Source organism: Acidovorax sp. NPDC077693 (genome assembly GCF_044542805.1).
Lineage (GTDB): Bacteria > Pseudomonadota > Gammaproteobacteria > Burkholderiales > Burkholderiaceae_C > Acidovorax.
Genome location: NZ_JBITVD010000008.1, coordinates 125,647 through 143,849 on the forward strand (window position 1 = coordinate 125,647; position 18,203 = coordinate 143,849).

An 18,203-nucleotide genomic window follows, 5' to 3' on the forward strand; every position below is an offset into this window, starting at 1 on the left:
GGCAAAAAGTGGTGCCGCAGGGGCGTTCCAGGCAAGGAGCGCACAGGCTGCGGCAAGGCCGGAATGATACCGCGCCGCCTGGGCGGCTCCCCCACGGGCCGGCCCCGGCAACGCTCCAAAAGCAAACACCTGGGAAATATTTGGCAAAAACAGCCTCTACCGCTTGTGGTGCAAAGGCCAGCTGCTATCAATTTTGAACATCTCGGTGCCGCGTGGCTGCCCGGAATGCCGGCTCGCGCAACCAGGCCATCAGGGCAGCACGCACACCTGGTTGCGCCCGTCGGCCTTGGCCTGCAGCAATGCCTGGTCGGCGCGGGCCACGGCGTCCGCGAGGTGCTGCAGGCAGGGAATCTCGCTCACGCCGATGGATACCGTGAGCGGCACCGGGTCGGTGATGGCCGCCACGCTCTTGCGCAGCTTCTCGGCCACGACCAGGGCGTCCTGCAGGGGCGTCTGCGGCAGGCAGACCATGAACTCCTCGCCGCCCCAGCGCACTACCTCGTCGCCGCGCCGCAGGGCATGCTGCAGCGTGCGCGCCACCGCCTGCAGGGCCTGGTCGCCCACCGAATGCCCGTGCTGGTCGTTGATGCTCTTGAAGCGGTCCATGTCCAGCATGAGCAGCGACGAAGGCGGCTCGAACAGCGAGGTGCGGTACACGCGCCGGTCGATTAGGTCGAGCGCATGGCGGTTGAGCAGGCCGGTGAGCGCATCGTGGTAGGCCGCGCGCTGCAGCTCGCTGCGCTCGGACGCCACCGTCATCAGCGAGCCGAACAGCTCGGCCAGCGTGGCAAACAGGCTCACGCCCACCTCGTCGAAATAGCCGTCGCGGTCCGCGTACAGCACGAAGATGCCGCTGTAGCCGTTGAACGCGGAACTGATGGGCAAGGCCACCACATGGTGGATGCCGTGCTGGCGTGCCGCGTCGCGCCACGGGCCGAACAGCGAGAACTGCGACACCGTGAAGGGCTCGGCCGGCGCGCCGCTGTCCAGCGCCGAGAACGCGGGGCCGATGCGGGTGAGCAGGTTGCGCTCAATGCACAGCGACTCGGCGTAGGCTGACGCCGGGCCGGCGAACACCTGCGGGCGGATGGTCTGCGTGTCGGACGGACCGAACCACGTCCAGGCCAGGCGGATGTGGGGGGTGATCTCGACGATGGCCTGGCAGATGCCGCGGATGATCTCCAGCTCGCCACGGCCCAGGATGAGCTGCGCGGAGCGCTTGAGCAGCATCTCGGCGATGGCGGACTTTTCGCGCTGCGCGTCGAACTCGCCGGTGTCGGTGGCCGACGGGCCCGCGGGCGGGGCCGCCGCTTTTTTCTTCAACAGGAACATGGTGGTCGGGGCCCTGGCTGGCGGTGGCAATCGGAGGGCCGCAGCCCATCACGCATGCTGCAGCCCGCTGGCGTTGGTGCTGCGCACCAGCGCCTCGAACTCGGCCACCGGTACCGGCGGGCTGAACAGGTAGCCCTGCCAGGCGTGGCATTGGTGGCGCTCCAGAAACTCGCGCTGGGCTTCGGTCTCCACCCCCTCGGCGATCACGCGCAGGCCCAGGCTGGTACCCAGCGCCACCACGGTGCGCGCGATGGCGGCATCGTTGGGGTCGGTGAGCACGTCGCGCACAAAGCTCTGGTCGATCTTGAGCTGGTCCAGTGGCAGCCGCTTGAGGTAGGCGAGCGAAGAATACCCGGTGCCGAAGTCATCCAGCGAAAAGCCCAGTCCATAACCCTTGAGCTGCCCCATCTTCTCGATGGTGTCTTCCACATCCTGCAGCAGCAGGCCCTCGGTCATCTCCAGCTTGAGCTGGTGTCCCGGCGCGCCCGAGCTGGCCAGCGCCTGCAGCACCTGGGCCACGAAGTTGTGCTGGTGGAACTGGCGCGGGCTCACATTCACCGCCAGGCTCAGCGCCGCCAGTTCGGGGTGTTCCGCCCAGGCCGACAGCTGGCTGCAGGCCATCTTGAGCACCCATTCGCCCAGGGGCAGGATGAGGCCCGTCTCTTCGGCCAGCGGGATGAAGTGCGCGGGCGAGACAAAGCCGTCGCGCGGGTGGCGCCAGCGCAACAGCGCCTCGGCCCCGGTGATGCGGCCGCGGTCGATCTGCGGCTGGTAGTACAGCTCGAACTGGCCCAGCGCCAGGCCGATGCGCATGTCGCGCTCCAGCGTGGCCCGCGCGCTCACGGCGGCCTGCATCTTGGGGTCGTAGTAGCGCAGCGTGTCGCGGCCTGCGCTCTTGGCCTGGTAGAGCGCGAGATCAGCGCGCTTGAGGAGTTCGTCCACCGTCTCGCGCATGCCGCTGAACACGGTGACGCCCATGCTGAGCGAGCTGTGGTGCGCGGCGCCGTGCAGCATGTAGGGCGCGCGCAGCGCCGCCAGGATGCGCTGGCCCACCTCCTCGCTGCGCGCGGCGGCTTCTTCGGGGTTGTCGCCCAGGTCTTCCAGCACCACGACGAACTCGTCGCCCCCCTGGCGGGCGACGGTGTCGTCCTCGTGCACGCATTCGCGCAGGCGCTGCGCCACCTGCAGCAGCAGGTGGTCGCCGCTGTCGTGGCCGCGGGTTTCGTTCAGGGTCTTGAAGTTGTCCAGGTCCAGCAGCAGCAAGGCCCCGCTGCGGTGGTGGCGCGTGCTCGCTGCCAGCGCCTGCTGCAGCCGGTCCATGAGCAGGCGGCGGTTGGGCAGGCTGGTGAGCGGGTCGTAGTAGGCCAGGTTGTTGATTTCCTCCTCGGCCGCCTTGCGCTGGCTCAGGTCCTGCATGGTGACCAGGTGCCCGCCTTCCACCTGCACGCCCGAGACCTCGATCGGGCGCTTGGTGCCGTCGCGGCAGGTGATGAGGTATTCGGCACCGGGGATCACGCCGTCCACGCCCGCGGCGCGCTTGACCGCAGCGCGCCAGCCGTCGCGCACGGCCTCGCGCTCGGCCACGCTGGGAAAGGCGCGCTGCCACCAGGTGTCCACGTCGGGCACCTCGGCCTCGGTGTAGCCGCAGATCTCCACATAGCGCTGGTTGCGAAAGCCGATGCGCCCGTCCGGATGGACCAGGCACAGGCCCATGGGCAGCCGCTCCAGAATGCCGCGCAGCCGGTGCTCGTTGGTGCGCAGCGTGTCTTCCATGTGCTTGCGCGAGGTGATGTCCTGCACCACGGCGATGTGGCTGTCAGGCGTGGCGCCGGGCGACACCGTGAGGTCCGCCCAGACCAGGCGCCCTTCCTTGTGCAGGTAGCGCTTTTCGAGCCGGTACTCCGGGATCTCGCCGACCTTCAGGCGTTCGAGCTGCTGGACGTCCGCCGCCAGGTCACCCGGGTGGGTGATGGCCTGAAAATTCAGGGCGAGCATCTCGTCGGGCGTGTAGCCCACGATGTCCGCATAGCGCTGGTTCACGCGCAGGAAGCGGCCGGTGGTGCTGTCCAGCATGGCCACGCCCACGCTGGCCTGGTTGAACAGCGCGCGAAAGCGTTCTTCGCTCTCGCGCCGCGCGTCGTCGGACGCCTGGGCCCGCACGAGGGCCAGCGTGCGCTGGCGCACCAGCAGCCCCACGGTGGACGCCAGCAGCAGCGACACCAGCACCCCGCCCGCCCCGGCCAGGATGGGCAGCCTCGCCTCCGAAGCCGACAGGAACGAGCGCGTGGGCAGAAAGGTCAGCCGCCAGCGCCGGTCGTGCACCGGCAGGTCCCGCACGAAGGGCACCGAACCCGGCAGCGCCGCGGACGACTGCGTGAGCAGCGTGCGCACCGTGGTGTCGGTCGTGCCCACGCGCACCGAGCCGTGGTCGGCCATCGATATCGCAATGCCGTTGAGCAGGCCCTGGCTGCCCAGCGCCTGGACCAGGTCGTACACCCGGATGGTGGAGGCCACCGCACCCAGAAAGCGCGGCTCCGGCGTGCCCGCGGTGTAGTCGAACACCGGCACGCGGATCACGAAGCCGGGCCGGTGGGTTTCTTCCTGCAGCAGATCGAACGGCGCCGACGCCACGGTGTGGCCGCTGTCCCGGCTGTACTGCATGGCCGCCAGGTTGGTGGGCTGCGCGCTGATGTCGAGGCCCAGCACGCTCTCGTTGCCGGACATGGGCCAGAGGTACTCGGCCACGAAGTACTCGGCCCGCTCCCCCGGCGGGCGGATGGCGAAGTCGGGGTAGCCGTTGGCGGAGATGGACCGGTCGGCGCGCACCCGGGCCTCGTAGGCGGCGCGCTCGGAGCCCGGCACCCAGCGGGTGAACGACAGGTTGCGCACGCCGGCGTAGCGCTGGCCCACCTCCAGGTCGCTGGCGGCACGCTCGAACTCGGCGCGCGTGAGGTGGGGGTTGGCAGTGAACAGCCCGCGCAGGCCGTTGACGACCTCGGTGTGCCCCTCGATGCGCTGGCCCAGCGCATCGGCGAACGACCGGGCCTCCTGCACGAACCGCGCCTGCCCGACCTGGGCCACGGCCTGGGACTGCTGCCAGGCCAGCCACAGGCTCAGCGCGATGCCGAGCGTGGCCACACCTATCCCGGACAACCAATGCCGGTAGCTACCTGAATAGGTGAAGGAGGACATGGCGTGGCGTGCTGGGCGGGCAGTGTTCGGCGAGGGTGTCGCGGTGGCCGGATCGGGGGGCTCAAACCCTGTGTTCACGCGCAGGATAGCGGCAATCGAACGGGCTTTTGGGGCCCGGTGCGCGATAACAACTGGTTACCACCCATTATTGAGACAAAAGCGCGTCCACCGCAATACGGTCATGCGCAAGGCGCTATGAATTCATGAGCAAACTGCATAGATCCCGCATCAGTACATCGCCAGCCCGAGGGTCTACCCTGCCCCCGCGATGGCAGCCACCGGGTAGGGGGCGAACCGGCTGCGGTTCTCGTTCACATCCAGCGCCCGGCCGATGGGCGGAAACGCGCGCTGCGGGCAGGCCGGCCGCTCGCACACCTTGCAGCCCATGCCGATGGGGACGGCCGCGTCGGGGTTGGCCAGGTCGAGCCCTTGCGAATAGACCAGCTGCGGCGCGTGCCGCACATCGCAGCCCAGCGCCACGGAAAACTCCTTGCCCGGCAAGCCCCACCCCATGCCGCCGCGCGACACGGTGCGCGCCACCCACAGGTAGGCCCGCCCGTCGGGCATGCGGGCGATTTGCGGCACGATGCGGCCCGGCTGAGCGAACGCCTCGTACACGTTCCACAGCGGGCAGGTGCCGCCGATCTTGCTGAAGTGAAAGTGGGTGGCCGACTGGCGCTTGCTGATGTTGCCCGCCCGGTCCACCCGGATGAAGAAAAACGGCACACCCCGCGCGCCGGGCCGTTGCAGGGTGGACAGCCGGTGGCACACCGTCTCGAAACCCACGCCGAACTGGTGGCCCAAGCGGTCGATGTCGTAGCGCACCGCCTCGGCCGCGCGCAAGAAGGCGGTGTAGGGCAACACCAGCGCCCCGGCGAAGTAGTTGGCCAGGCCGATGCGCGCCAGCGCCCGCGCCTGGTCGCTCGACAAGCCCGCCGCGTCCGCGAGCCGCGCCAGTGGCGGGCCCATTTCCAGAAACGCCAGCTGCGTTGCCATCTGGAAAGCGCGCTGCCCGGGCTCCAGCCCGGCCGCGAGTTGCAACACGCCGGATCCGGGCTCGAACACCCGCTGGGCCTGGCCCGGCAGATCGATCGCGCTCACCACCCGCACCCCGTGGGCCTGCAGCAGCCGCTGGGCCAGCGCCTCGCCCGCGCGGCCCGGCTGCAGGGCCCATTCGGCGGCGCGACGCTCGGCCGCATCGTCCAACTCTGCGATGTGGTTCTGGCGCGCGAAGAAGAAGTCGCGCACTTCTTCGTACGCCATGGGCAGGTGGCCGCCCGCCAGCGGCGGCGCCGCCGCCGCGCCGCGCTCGTCGCCCAGGCCCCACTGGGCGTTCTGGGCGCTCAGCGCCTCCAGCCGCTCCAGGGCCTGGCGGTGGCGCTGGTGCAGCGCCAGCAGCGTGCGGGCCACTGCCGGCATGCCGGCGGCCAGCTCGCGGATCTCGGCCAGCGACACGGCGTCGCCCGCGCCCTCGCCGCCCAGGCCCGCGGGCAGGTCGGACAGCACCTCGCGCAGGCCGGTGATCAGGCGCGCCTCGTCATCGTCCGAAAAGCGCTGCACATCCACGCCGAACACCGCGTTGATCTTGAGCAGCACCGGCACGGTGAGCGGCCGCTGGTTCTGCTCGAGCTGGTTGAGGTAGCTCGCCGACAGGTCCAGCGCGCGCGCCAGCGCCACCTGGGTCATGCCCCGCTCCTCGCGCAGGCGGCGCAGGCGCACGCCCATGAACGTCTTTTTCATCGATTGGCCTCGGCAACAAATAACTTCGCAAAATTTGCAATCTGCAGGAATTTCATTCGCAAACATTCGCCAATTCAGCCCTTCTGCAGGGCCGCTATTGTGCGTAGATTGCGAAGCATGACAACCCCCAACGGCACCCTGGAGCTCACGGAAATCATCTTTCCCGAGCACGCCAACCACTACGGCACCCTGTTCGGCGGGCATGCGCTGCTGCTCATGTCCAAGGCGGCGTTTCTGGCCGCCCGCAGCGCGGCCGGCAGCAACGTGGTGATGGCTGGCGTGAGCGACGTGCGATTCGTGGCGCCCGTGGGCGTGGGCCATGTGCTCACCCTGCGCGCCTGGGCGACGCGGCTCGGGCGCAGCTCGCTCACCGTGTGCGTGGCCGGCTTCGCGCAGGCGCTGGGCTCGCCCGCCGAAGAGGTGCTCCAGGGGGTGTTCGAGATGGTGGCGGTGGATGCAAAGGGCCGCCCCGCACCCATCGCCCATGCCTATCTGGCACCACAGTGACACCCCAGGAGACCCCATGACCATGGAAACAACGACCCCTACCGCAGGCTTCAAGCCCAAGAAATCCGTCGCGCTGTCGGGCGTGACTGCCGGCAGCACTGCGCTGTGCACCGTGGGCCGCACGGGCAACGACCTGCACTACCGGGGCTATGACATCCTCGATATCGCCCAGGTCTGCGAATTCGAAGAGATCGCCCACCTGCTGGTGCACGGCAAGCTGCCCACGCGCGCCGAGCTCAAGGCCTACAAAACCAAACTCAAGGCCCTGCGCGGCCTGCCGGCCAGCGTGAAGGACGCGCTGGAAAAGCTGCCTGCCAGCAGCCACCCGATGGATGTGATGCGCACCGGCGTCTCGGCCCTGGGCTGCGTGCTGCCCGAAAAGGACGACCACAACACGCCCGGCGCCAGGGACATCGCCGACCGGCTGCTCGCCTCGCTCGGCTCCATGCTGCTGTACTGGTACCACTGGAGCACCCAGGGCAAGCGCATCGACGTCGAGACCGACGACGACTCCATCGGCGCCCACTTCCTGCACCTGCTGCATGGCACCCGGCCCGGCGCGGCCTGGGAGCGCGCGATGCACACCTCGCTCAACCTGTATGCCGAGCACGAGTTCAACGCATCGACCTTCACCGCGCGCGTCGTGGCGGGCACGGGCAGCGACGTGTATTCGTGCATCACCGGCGCCATCGGAGCACTGCGCGGCCCCAAGCACGGCGGGGCCAACGAGGTGGCCTTCGAGATCCAGAAGCGCTACGACAGCCCGGACGAGGCAGAGGCCGACGTCCGCCGGCGCGTGCAGGCCAAGGAGGTCGTGATCGGCTTCGGCCACCCGGTCTACACCGTGAGCGACCCGCGCAATGGCGTCATCAAGGGCGTGGCGCGGTCCCTGTCCGAAGAGGCGGGCAGCACCAAGATGTTCGACATCGCCGAGCGGCTCGAGTCGGTGATGTGGGAGGCCAAGAGCATGTTCCCCAACCTCGACTGGTTCAGTGCGGTGAGCTACCACATGATGGGCGTGCCCACCGCCATGTTCACGCCGCTGTTCGTGATCGCGCGCACCAGCGGCTGGGCGGCGCACATCATCGAGCAGCGCCTGGACAACAAGATCATCCGCCCCAGTGCGCATTACACCGGGCCGGACAATCTGCCGTTTGTGCGGATCGAGGACCGTGTTTGACAGCCGTGAGCGCTGCATCGTCTCCCTCTCCCGCGAGGGGAGAGGGGAATCGAAAGACAGTGACGAACTGACAGGTATTTGAAGCCGAGCGACACAACACCATGATGAACACCCGACATCGCCGGCCCTTGCCCGGCACCGCACTGGACTACTTCGACGCCCGCGCGGCCGTCGATGCCCTCACGCCCGGCGCGTGGGCCACCCTGCCCTACACATCGCGTGTGCACGCCGAGAACATCGTGCGCCGGGCCGACCCGGCCATCGTGGACGACTGCCTGCGCCAGCTGATCGGGCGCCGGCGCGAGCGCGACTTTCCGTGGTTTCCGGCGCGTGTGGTGTGCCATGACATCCTGGGCCAGACCGCGCTGGTGGACCTGGCGGGCCTGCGCGACGCCATCGCGGCCGCGGGTGGGGACCCCGCCCAGGTGAACCCCGTGGTGCCCGTGCAGCTGGTCGTGGACCATTCGCTGGCCGTGGAATGCGGCGGGTCCGACCCCGGTGCATTCGCAAGAAACCGCGCCATCGAAGACCGCCGCAACGAAGACCGCTTTCACTTCATCGAGTGGACGAAAAAGGCCTTTTCCAACGTGCAGGTCATCCCCGCAGGCAACGGGATCATGCACCAGATCAACCTGGAGAAGATGTCGCCCGTGGTCCATGCCGACAGCGGCGTGGCCTACCCCGACACCTGCGTGGGCACCGACAGCCACACGCCGCACATCGATGCGCTGGGCGTCGTTGCCATCGGCGTCGGCGGCCTGGAGGCCGAGAACGTGATGCTGGGCCGCGCGTCGTGGATGCGGCTGCCGGAGATCGTGGGCGTGCAGCTCACCGGCCAGCGCCAGAGCGGCATCACCGCCACCGACGTGGTACTGGCGCTGACCGAGTTCCTGCGCCGGTCCAAGGTGGTCGGCGCCTACCTGGAGTTCTACGGCGAGGGCGCCGCCAGGCTCACCATCGGCGACCGCGCGACCATCTCGAACATGGCGCCCGAATACGGCGCGACCGCGGCCCTGTTCAGCATCGACGACCAGACGCTCGAGTACCTGGCGCTCACGGGCCGCACGCAGGGCCAGGTCCGTCTGGTGGAGACCTATGCCAAGGCCGCAGGCCTGTGGTCCGACACGCTGAGCGATGCGGTGTACGAGCGCACGCTGAGTTTCGATCTGTCCAGCGTCGTGCGCAACATGGCGGGCCCGTCCAACCCGCACGCGCGCGTGGCCACCAGCGACCTGGCGGCCCGCGGCATCGCCCGCGCATGGCAGATGCCGGCGGCCCACGAAGGCACCCTGCCCGATGGCGCCGTGGTGATTGCCGCCATCACAAGCTGCACCAACACCTCCAACCCGCGCAATGTGATCGCGGCGGCGCTGCTGGCGCGCAACGCCCACCGCTTGCGTCTGGCGCGCAAGCCCTGGGTGAAAACATCGCTCGCCCCCGGCTCCAAGGCCGTCGAGCTGTACCTGCAGGAAGCAGGCCTGCTGCAGGACCTGGAACACCTCGGCTTCGGCATCGTGGGTTTTGCCTGCACCACCTGCAACGGCATGTCGGGCGCGCTCGACCCCGCCATAAGGCAAGAGATCATCGACCGCCAGCTGTACACCACCGCCGTGCTGTCGGGCAACCGCAACTTCGACGGCCGCATCCACCCGTACGCCAGCCAGGCCTTCCTGGCCTCGCCGCCGCTGGTGGTGGCCTATGCGATCGCGGGCACGGTGCGCTTCGACATCGAAAACGACGTGCTGGCGGTGGTGGACGGCCGGGAGATCCGCCTCCAAGACATCTGGCCGAGCGATGCAGAGATCGACGCCGTGGTGAAAGCCGCCGTCAAGCCCGCACAGTACCGCGCCGTCTACGAGCCCATGTTCGCGATCCGCGCCGACACTGGCGACGCGGTGAGCCCGCAGTACGGCTGGCGCCCGGAGTCCACCTACATTCGCCGCCCGCCATACTGGGACACCGACGGCGTGGGGGCCCTGGCGGCCCACCCGCGCACGCGCCAGGGCATGCGCCCGCTGGCCATCCTGCCGGACAACATCACCACCGACCACCTCTCGCCGTCGAACGCCATCCTGCGGGACAGCGCAGCCGGCGAGTACCTGCACCGCATGGGCGTGCCCGAGGAAGATTTCAACTCCTACGCCACGCACCGCGGCGACCACCTGACGGCCATGCGGGCCACGTTTGCCAACCCCACGCTCCGAAACGAGATGGTGCGCAACCCCGACGGCAGCGTGCAGCCCGGGTCGCTGGCCCGGGTGGAGCCCGAAGGCCAGATCCTGCGCATGTGGGAGGCCATGGAGACCTACCTGAACCGCCGCCAGCCCTTGATCATCATCGCCGGCGCCGACTACGGCCAGGGCTCCTCGCGCGACTGGGCCGCCAAGGGCGTGCGCCTGGCGGGTGTGGAAGTGGTGGTGGCCGAGGGCTTCGAGCGCATCCACCGCACCAACCTGATCGGCATGGGGGTGCTGCCCGTGGAGTTCCAGCCCGGCACGAACCGGCTGACGCTGGGCCTGGATGGCACCGAGGTCTATGGCGTGGAGGGGCTGTGCACGGCGCGGGCTGACTTGACGCTGGTGGTGCGGCGCCGAAGCGGCGAGGTGCTGCGGGTGCCTGTGGCCTGCCGGCTGGACACGGCGGAGGAGGTGTCGGTGTATGAAGCGGGGGGCGTGCTGCAGAGGTTTGCGCAGGATTTTCTGGAGCGGGGTGGCGGTGGTGCCGCGGCCCCCTCTCCCCAACCCCTCTCCCGCGAGGGGAGAGGGGCTGCCCCGTGCGAACTTCGGTTTTGACGCGTGATTCGGTTATCGCCGCAGGCACAAAGCCGTCTAGCATTCCAACGAGCCGTTTGTCACTGACCCAGATCATCCCTCTCCCCTCGCGGGAGAGGGGCCGGGGGAGAGGGGGCCTCAGCGCAACCACCAACCCATTGGCAAAGCCCACACGCCCTCCCGCAAACGTAGACCCGCCACCCCATGACACCCTCCTCACCCCAACTCAAAATCCCCGCTACCTACATGCGCGGCGGCACCAGCAAAGGCCTCTTCTTCCGCCTGGACGACCTGCCCGCCCCGGCCCGCCAGCCTGGCGCCGCCCGCGACGCCATCCTGCTGCGCGCTCTGGGCAGCCCGGACCCGTATGGCAAGCAGATCGACGGCCTGGGCAATGCCTCGTCCAGCACCAGCAAGGCCGTGATCCTGTCGCGCAGCCTGCGGCCCGGGCACGATGTGGACTACCTCTTCGGCCAGGTGTCCATCGACCAGCCGTTCGTGGACTGGAGCGGCAACTGTGGCAACCTCTCGGCCGCCGTGGGCCCCTGCGCCATCCACATGGGATTGATCGATGCAGCGCGCATCCCGAGCAACGGTGCCTTGGCCGTGCGCATCTGGCAGGCCAACATCGGCAAGACCATCGTGGCGCATGTGCCGATCGCGAACGGGCAGGTGCAGGAGACCGGGGACTTCGAGCTGGACGGCGTGACCTTTGCAGCGGCCGAAATACCACTCGAATTCATGGACCCCGCCGACGGTGCGGAAGGCGCGGGATCGATGTTCCCTACCGGCAACGTGGTGGACACGCTGGAGGTCCCAGGTGTCGGCACCTTTCCCGCCACGCTGATCAACGCGGGCATTCCCACCATTTTTCTCAATGCCCACACCCTGGGCTACGCCGGTACCGAGCTGCAGGACGCGATCAACGGCGACGCCGCGGCTCTCGCACGCTTCGAAGCCATCCGCGCCCACGGCGCCCTGCGCATGGGCCTGGTCCGCGAACTGGCGGATGCCGCCACCCGCCAGCACACGCCCAAGATCGCTTTCGTGGCGCCGCCCGCGGCGTACACCGCCTCCAGCGGCAAGCGCATCGAAGCACACGACATCGATCTGCTGGTGCGCGCCCTATCCATGGGCAAGCTGCACCACGCGATGATGGGGACCGCCGCGGTGGCCATCGGCACAGCCGCCGCCATCCCTGGCACGCTGGTCAACCTGGCAGCGGGCGGTGGGGCGCGCAGCGCGGTGCGCTTCGGGCACCCCTCGGGCACGCTGCGCGTGGGCGCCGAAGCCACGCATCACGGTGGCCAATGGACGGTGACCAAAGCCTTGATGAGCCGCAGCGCCCGCATTCTCATGGAAGGGTGCATTCGCATCCCCGCCGACTGCTTCTGACACACCCTTATGAACACCAAACAACAACTCAAGGCCCTGGCCGAAGCCCGCCGTGGCGTCATCGTGCCCGGCGCGTTCAATGCCCTGTCCGCCCGTGTGGTGGCCGACCTGGGGTTCGAGGCGCTCTACGTCACTGGCGCAGGCGTCACCAACATGTGGTTCGGCCTGCCCGACCAGGCGTTCATGGGCCTCACCGACATCGCCGACCACACGGCACGCATCCGCGACGCGGTGGAGCTGCCGCTCATCGTCGATGCCGACACGGGCTTCGGCAACGCGCTCAACACGTACCACGCGGTGCGCACGCTGGAGCGCGCAGGTGCAGACTGCATCCAGCTGGAAGACCAGGTCTCGCCCAAGCGCTGCGGGCATTTCAACGGCAAGGAGGTGATCTCCACCGACGAGATGCTGGGCAAGATCAAGGCCGCCGTGGACGCGCGCCGCGACCCGGGCACCCTGATCATGGCGCGCACCGACGCCTGCGCCACCCAGGGTTTCGAGGCGGCGGTCGAGCGCGCGCAGCGGTTTGGCGAGGCGGGGGCCGACATCCTGTTCGTGGAAGCCGTCACCACGGCCGACGAGATCCGCGCCCTGCCCCGGCGCCTGGCCGACCGGCCCCAGCTCATGAACATGGTGATCGGCGGCAAGACGCCCATCTTCAGCGCCGACGAGCTGGCGGGCCTGGGCTACGGCCTGGTGCTGTACGCCAACGCGGCATTGCAGGGCGCAGTGGCCGGCATGCAGAAGGTGCTGACCGTGCTGCGCGACGAGCGCCGTGTGGATGAGGACCCTGCGATAGTGGCGCCGTTTGCCGAACGCCAGCGGCTGGTGTGCAAGCCGCAGTGGGATGCGCTGGAGAAGAAGTACGAGTAAAAATGGGCGCTATCGCTTGTCCAACAAGCGCAACCAGCTACATATTTGATAGCAAACTCTGCCCTGCCCCGCCGCTGCCTGCAAGCCCTCTCGCGCGGTGCCGCGGTGCTGCGGTGCCGCGGTGGCGGCGCATGCCCGCAGCCTCTTGAATGCGCCAGCGCGCCACACCAAAGGCAGCGCTCGGCAACCCGCCCCGGTGACGGGAGCCGCGGGAGCCATCACCGTCACCTTCACCGCTCACCCATCGATTGCGACAACGTCTTGGTCAGGGGCTTGGTCAGGTAGCTCAACACCGTCCGCTCCATCGCCTTGATGTCGACGGAGGCCGTCATGCCCGGCCTGATCTTGACGTCGCTGCCCTTGGTGAACTCCTTGCCCCGGATGCGGATCTGCACCCGGTAGTAGGGCTCCATCTTGCCCTGGCGGTTTTCCTCCAGCGTGTCGGGGCTCACGTAGAAGACCTCGCCCTTCATGGTGCCGAAGATCGAGTAGTCGTAGGCATCGAGCTTGACGCTGGCGACCTGGCCGACCTCGACGAACGCGATGTCGGCCGTGCTGATCTTGGCCTCCACGATCAGGTCCTCACCCGTCGGCACGATTTCCATGATCACGTCGCCGGGCTTGACCACCGCGCCCACGGTGGTGAGCTGGATGCTCTTGACCTGGCCGTTCAGCGGCGCAAACAGCTCGGTGTGCTCCATCACCTGCTTGCGGTCCCGCACGGTTTCGATCTGGGTGTTCAGGTCCTCCTGGGCCTTGGTCATCTCCGCCTGGGAGTCCTGGAAATACTTGTTCCGCTTGTTGGCGATCTGCGCCTGAATCTCGGCGACCGTGCGCTTGAGCCGCAGCACGTCCGCCAGGCTCACGTCGCCGGTGGCCACGAGCTTCTGGTTCATGTCGAGCTCCTGCTTGGCCAGGTCCATGGCGCCGCGCAGCGAGGCCACGTCCTCGTCGATGGCCTGCTTGCGCCGCTCGTACAGGGCGCGCTGGTTGCGCACATATTCGGGATAGGCCAGCAGTTCCGCGTCGAACTTCAGGGGCTCGCCATACACCTCGGCGCGCAGGCGCACCAGCGCGGACCGCAGGGCGGCGACCTTGGACTGCGCGTCGTCCACCGCGGCTTCGGCCCGGGCCTTTTCCAGGGTCACCAGCAACTGGCCTGCCTTCACGTCATCGCCCTCGCGCACGTGCAGGCGGCTCACCACACCCTGGTCCACGGCCTGGATGACCTGCGTGCGGGCACTGGCGATCACCTGCGCCTGTGCGCGCGTGACCTGGTCGATCTTGGAAAACGCGGCCCATGCGACCAGGGCGACGATGCCCACCATGGCCACGCGCAGCGTCCAGCGGGAGCGGCGCTGCGGCGCGAGCAGGTCGGCGATGTCGGCATGGGCGCTGGCATGGGCAGCGTGGCGGTGCGGCTGCACCGCCAGGCCGCGGGCGGTTGCTTCGGAGTCCATCCTGGGTTCGATCCTCATGCGGTCACTGTCTCCACGCCGGGTGGCACTGCATCGTGCCGCGGCACCGGTACGGGCTCCGAGGCTTTCTTCAAGCGCATCAGCACGGCATCACGCGGTCCATCCATCACCACCTTGTGGCCGGACACGACCACGATGCGGTCCACCAGCGGCAGCACGCTGGGCTTGTGGGTCACGACCACCAGCGTCTTGTCCGGGCCCACTTCCTCGGCCAGCACCGACAGGCAGCGCTTTTCCTGCGCCGAATCCATGTTGGCCGTGGGTTCGTCGAGCAGCAGCACCGCCGGGCGCGTCAGCAGCAGGCGGGTGAAGGCCACCAGCTGCCGCTGGCCGCCCGACAGCCCTTTGCCGCCTTCGTGGATGGGCAAGTCCAGCCCACGGGGGTGGCCCGCCACCAGCTGGATCAAGCCCGAGCGCTGCAAGGCCGCCTGCATGGCGTCGTCGCCCGGATCGGGCATGCCGATGAGCAGGTTCTCGCGCAAGGTACCCTGGAAAAGGCGGTGCTCCTGCTGCAGGTAGCCGATGTGCTGGCTGATGACCTGCTGGCTCACCTGGGCCATGTCCAGGCTGTCGATCAGCACCCGTCCCGCGGTGGGCCGGTACAGCCCCGCCAGCAGCTTGAGCAGCGAGGACTTGCCGGAGCCGATGGGCCCGATCACCGCGACTTTCTCGCCGGGCTGGATCGTCAGGCTCTGGATGGAGACGGCCGGGCCGGCATTCTGGCCGTAGGCGAACGCCACCTCCTGCAGCACATACTGGCCGTGCAGCTTGTGGGGCAGCAAGGGGCGCGGCACGCCGTGGTTGTCGGCCTGCAGCGCATAGAGCTTCTCGAGCGAGCGCGTCGCTGCCTGCGCGTGGGCGTGCTGCACGATCAGGCCCGGCAGCGCCACCAGCGGCGCCATGATGCGGCCACCAATGATGGAGCAGGCGATCAGGGCGCCCATCGTCATGCCCCCATTGATGATGACCCAGGAGCCGAGCATCACGATGCCCACATAGCTGAACTGCTGCAGCATGGCCGCCAAGTACCCCGCGCCCTCGCTCACATGGCGCATGTCCAGGTCCTGCCGGATGGTGTCGCTGTTCACCCCGATCCAGCGCGAGAGGAACTTCCAGCCACCGACGCCCGCCTTGATGGTCTCGGCGCCCTCCACCACCTCGACCAGCAGGCCGGTCTTGCGGCTGGCGGCCGACAGCCCCTGCTGGGCCAGGGCGTTTACCCGCCGGTGCCGGCTCACGCCGACCAGCAAGGCCAGCAGTCCGCAGACCAGGGGCACCAGGGCCACCAGCGGGTGCCCGATCACCATAAGCACGGCCAGGAACAGCAGCGCCATCGGAAAGTCCACCAGCGCGAACAGCGTGCTGCCGGTGTAGAACCCCCGCACCTGCTCGTACCCGCGGATCTGCCCTGCCAGGCTGCCGACCGACCCAGGCAACTGGTCGACCCGGATGCTGAGCAGGCGCTGGAAGATGTCCCGCGACAACCGGCTGTCCAGGCCCGCCGTGAGCGAATCCATGACCCGGGAGCGCGCGAACTTCATGGCCGTCTCCAGCAGGATGGCCAGCAGCACGCCCAGGCCCAGGATGATCAGGGTGTACTCGCTGCGCGTGGGGATCACCCGGTCGTAGACCTGCATCGAGAACAGCGAGATCGCCAGCGCCAGCAGGCCCATGAACACCGACGCGAGGGCGGCCTCGACCAGCACGCCCCGGTACTGGCGCAGCGCATGCTGGAGCACCGCCTCGAAGGTATCGGACTGCGCGGCAGCGCCCCGCTGGCGCATCGCCACCATGGCGGTGTGGCTCAGCGCGGCCTCGTCCACCGGGCGGGTGCCGTGGGCAAATTCCACCACCCACCGCTGCTGCGGGTCGCGGTCCACGACCACGCCCCAGCCATCGCTGTGCGTCTTGCACAGCAGCGGCAGCATCACGCGGTCGGGGTGGTCCATCGCCACGGGTGCCGACAGGTCGAGGCTGGCGCACACCGCCGCCACGTCCGGCGCCGAACCCAGGCGCGCCGGGCGCTCCACGGCGGAGCGCAGGCGCATCACATTGATGCTCACGCCCTGCAGTTGGGCCAGCCGCTCCAGCGCCCACGCCAGGGAATCCTGGGTCTTGTTGTTATTCATGGCAGAGGCACCAAGCCGGACACGGCCTCACACGCATCGCGCGCGCAGCCAGGGGGTTGACAAGCGGCCACACAGGTCGGCGAAGAAGACGCAGCAGCGACGGGTGCGCGGGTGCCGTCGCACTTGAAGGGCCAGATCGGCCCAGAGCGTCTGCAGGGCCCGCGGGGCCCGCCGGACCCGCCGGACCCGCGATGACGATGGCGATATCACGGGGCATTGCGCTGCCAATCCATGTCGCCACGCACCACCTGCAGCCGATAGGACGCCGCCAGCAGCGCCGCACGCGCATCGACCAGCGCCAGGCGGTTGTCGCCGCCCTCCCGCACGGTGTTGAGGACTTCCTGCCAACTGCGCTTGCCCGCGACGAACAGCTTTTCGTTGGAGCCAAGCACCGCCGCAGACGACTCCACCGCCGTGGCCAGGGCCTCGGCACGCATCTGGGCGCTGGCCATGTTCTCCAGATCGGTGCGCATCTGCTCGTTGAGCTCGCGCTGCACTGTCTCTGCCGCGAAGGCCTGCCCCTGGGCGCGTTCCGACGCTGCCCGGCTCAACGCGAGCGAGGACAAGCCCGCACCCGGCTGGTAGCGCACGCCCACGAAAACGCTGCGCTCACCCGGCACCGCTGCGCCACCGGCCCGGTACTGGGCCCTGAGGTACACCTCGGGGCCGAGCCCGGCGCGCTGAATATCCGCCTGGTACTGCACCACCCGCGCCCGCTCCCGGGCCTTGCGCACCGAGGGGTGCACGTCGATGGCGTCGTCGATCTGCAAGCCCAGCGCCTGCCGGGTGTCGGAGGCAGCCAGCGCGAGCGCCGCCAGGGGCTGCTCGGCATCCCACTCGGTGTCGCTCTCGGGCTCGCGCCCCACCAGCTGGCGCAGGCGGTTGCGGGACAGCGTGCGCGCCGTGCGCGTCTGCTGCAGGTCCACCCGCGCCTGGAAGGTGCGCCATTCGAGCAGTGTGAACTCGATCTGCGGCGACACCTGGGCTTCCACCCGTCGGCGTATCAGCGCCTTGTACCGGTCGAGCTGCTCGATGGTGCGGGTGGTCTCCCGAATGCGCTCATCCGCCTGCACCATGGCGACCCAGGAGTCGACGACCTTGGAGGCAAGCTGGTACTGCACCTCCTTCTTCTGGGCCACCTGCAGAGCCTCTTGCGCCCGGGCCATGTCCCGCTGCGCATCCAGGCGCCCGCCCGTCCAAAGCGGCTGCTCCAGGCTGAGCTGGGTGGACAGCCGCGGGGTGTTGGACGACGTCTGGGCGGCCAGCGTGGGGAAACGCTGCCAATCCGCGGCCGACACATCCTCCTTGGCGGCCCGCACGAAGGCGGACTCCATCCGCACCGATGGATGCGACTCCACCGTCTGCCGGATCAGGTTCATCAACACCGGGGAGACGGTGGGCTGCGCGAGCGCCGCCCCGCCCACCTGAAGGCACAGGGCCAGGCCCACGCCCCTGCATCCGCGCAGCGCGGCCGCGGCCACGGCCACCAAGGCACTACTCTTTTTCAATCCGCACTCACTTGCTTGCTTGCTTGCTTACTGGCTCAATTGCTCACTGACATGCCTGCATGCTGGCCTGCCGCGCCCGTCCGCGCCCACAGCAGGGT

General features: G+C 68.8%; 11 protein-coding genes. 5 read left to right on the forward strand and 6 right to left on the reverse strand.

The window, feature by feature from the left end; genetic code table 11:
• Positions 1–249: 249 nt before the first annotated feature.
• From ACIGHN_RS12970 to ACIGHN_RS12980, 3 genes are all read right to left on the reverse strand, one after another.
• A complete protein-coding gene (locus ACIGHN_RS12970) occupies positions 250–1,332 on the reverse strand; it encodes a diguanylate cyclase (RefSeq protein WP_056412308.1) in 1,083 nt (360 codons plus the stop codon).
• A 48-nt stretch (positions 1,333–1,380) separates the two neighbouring features.
• Positions 1,381–4,524, reverse strand: a complete 3,144-nt coding sequence (locus ACIGHN_RS12975; protein ID WP_396504682.1) for an EAL domain-containing protein — start codon at positions 4,522–4,524, stop codon at positions 1,381–1,383.
• A gap of 252 nt (positions 4,525–4,776) precedes the next feature.
• On the reverse strand, positions 4,777–6,264 hold the full coding sequence (locus tag ACIGHN_RS12980) for a short-chain fatty acyl-CoA regulator family protein (protein WP_396504683.1): 1,488 nt from the start codon (positions 6,262–6,264) through the stop codon (positions 4,777–4,779).
• Positions 6,265–6,381: 117 nt separating this feature from the next.
• On the opposite strand from ACIGHN_RS12980, the gene ACIGHN_RS12985 reads away from it, so the two are divergent.
• The 5 genes from ACIGHN_RS12985 to ACIGHN_RS13005 all read left to right on the forward strand — a co-directional run bounded on the left by ACIGHN_RS12985 (position 6,382) and on the right by ACIGHN_RS13005 (position 12,990).
• A complete protein-coding gene (locus ACIGHN_RS12985; RefSeq protein WP_056165784.1) occupies positions 6,382–6,771 on the forward strand; it encodes an acyl-CoA thioesterase in 390 nt (129 codons plus the stop codon).
• A 22-nt stretch (positions 6,772–6,793) separates the two neighbouring features.
• Complete coding sequence (gene prpC, locus ACIGHN_RS12990; RefSeq protein ID WP_396504820.1) at positions 6,794–7,951, forward strand: 2-methylcitrate synthase; 1,158 nt, start codon at positions 6,794–6,796, stop codon at positions 7,949–7,951.
• A gap of 104 nt (positions 7,952–8,055) precedes the next feature.
• Positions 8,056–10,743, forward strand: coding sequence for a Fe/S-dependent 2-methylisocitrate dehydratase AcnD (acnD, locus tag ACIGHN_RS12995; RefSeq protein WP_396504684.1), 2,688 nt, complete (start codon positions 8,056–8,058; stop codon positions 10,741–10,743).
• Positions 10,744–10,926: 183 nt separating this feature from the next.
• The gene (prpF, locus tag ACIGHN_RS13000; RefSeq protein WP_396504685.1) at positions 10,927–12,117 is read left to right on the forward strand and encodes a 2-methylaconitate cis-trans isomerase PrpF; all 1,191 of its coding nucleotides are present in this window, start codon (positions 10,927–10,929) and stop codon (positions 12,115–12,117) included.
• A 9-nt stretch (positions 12,118–12,126) separates the two neighbouring features.
• Positions 12,127–12,990 (forward strand): oxaloacetate decarboxylase, encoded by an 864-nt coding sequence (locus tag ACIGHN_RS13005; RefSeq protein WP_396504686.1) that lies wholly within the window; start codon positions 12,127–12,129, stop codon positions 12,988–12,990.
• 230 nt (positions 12,991–13,220) lie between these two features.
• Here ACIGHN_RS13005 and ACIGHN_RS13010 read toward each other — a convergent pair whose 3' ends face one another.
• The 3 genes from ACIGHN_RS13010 to ACIGHN_RS13020 all read right to left on the reverse strand — a co-directional run bounded on the left by ACIGHN_RS13010 (position 13,221) and on the right by ACIGHN_RS13020 (position 18,105).
• Complete coding sequence (locus ACIGHN_RS13010) at positions 13,221–14,450, reverse strand: HlyD family type I secretion periplasmic adaptor subunit (protein ID WP_396504687.1); 1,230 nt, start codon at positions 14,448–14,450, stop codon at positions 13,221–13,223.
• 14 nt (positions 14,451–14,464) lie between these two features.
• Complete coding sequence (locus ACIGHN_RS13015; protein ID WP_396504688.1) at positions 14,465–16,597, reverse strand: ATP-binding cassette domain-containing protein; 2,133 nt, start codon at positions 16,595–16,597, stop codon at positions 14,465–14,467.
• Positions 16,598–16,803: 206 nt separating this feature from the next.
• Positions 16,804–18,105 carry a TolC family protein gene (locus tag ACIGHN_RS13020; protein ID WP_396504689.1) on the reverse strand — a complete coding sequence of 434 codons (1,302 nt, stop codon included), beginning with the start codon at positions 18,103–18,105 and terminating at the stop codon, positions 16,804–16,806.
• Positions 18,106–18,203: the final 98 nt, after the last annotated feature.

Coding starts and splice junctions, on each gene's coding strand:
- acnD (WP_396504684.1), top strand. CDS start 8,056: ATGAACACCCGACATCGCCGGCCCTTGCCCGGCACCGCACTGGACTAC.
- prpC (WP_396504820.1), top strand. CDS start 6,794: ATGGAAACAACGACCCCTACCGCAGGCTTCAAGCCCAAGAAATCCGTC.
- ACIGHN_RS12985 (WP_056165784.1), top strand. CDS start 6,382: ATGACAACCCCCAACGGCACCCTGGAGCTCACGGAAATCATCTTTCCC.
- ACIGHN_RS12975 (WP_396504682.1), bottom strand. CDS start 4,524: ATGTCCTCCTTCACCTATTCAGGTAGCTACCGGCATTGGTTGTCCGGG.
- ACIGHN_RS13005 (WP_396504686.1), top strand. CDS start 12,127: ATGAACACCAAACAACAACTCAAGGCCCTGGCCGAAGCCCGCCGTGGC.
- ACIGHN_RS13015 (WP_396504688.1), bottom strand. CDS start 16,597: ATGAATAACAACAAGACCCAGGATTCCCTGGCGTGGGCGCTGGAGCGG.
- ACIGHN_RS13010 (WP_396504687.1), bottom strand. CDS start 14,450: ATGGACTCCGAAGCAACCGCCCGCGGCCTGGCGGTGCAGCCGCACCGC.
- prpF (WP_396504685.1), top strand. CDS start 10,927: ATGACACCCTCCTCACCCCAACTCAAAATCCCCGCTACCTACATGCGC.
- ACIGHN_RS12980 (WP_396504683.1), bottom strand. CDS start 6,264: ATGAAAAAGACGTTCATGGGCGTGCGCCTGCGCCGCCTGCGCGAGGAG.
- ACIGHN_RS12970 (WP_056412308.1), bottom strand. CDS start 1,332: ATGTTCCTGTTGAAGAAAAAAGCGGCGGCCCCGCCCGCGGGCCCGTCG.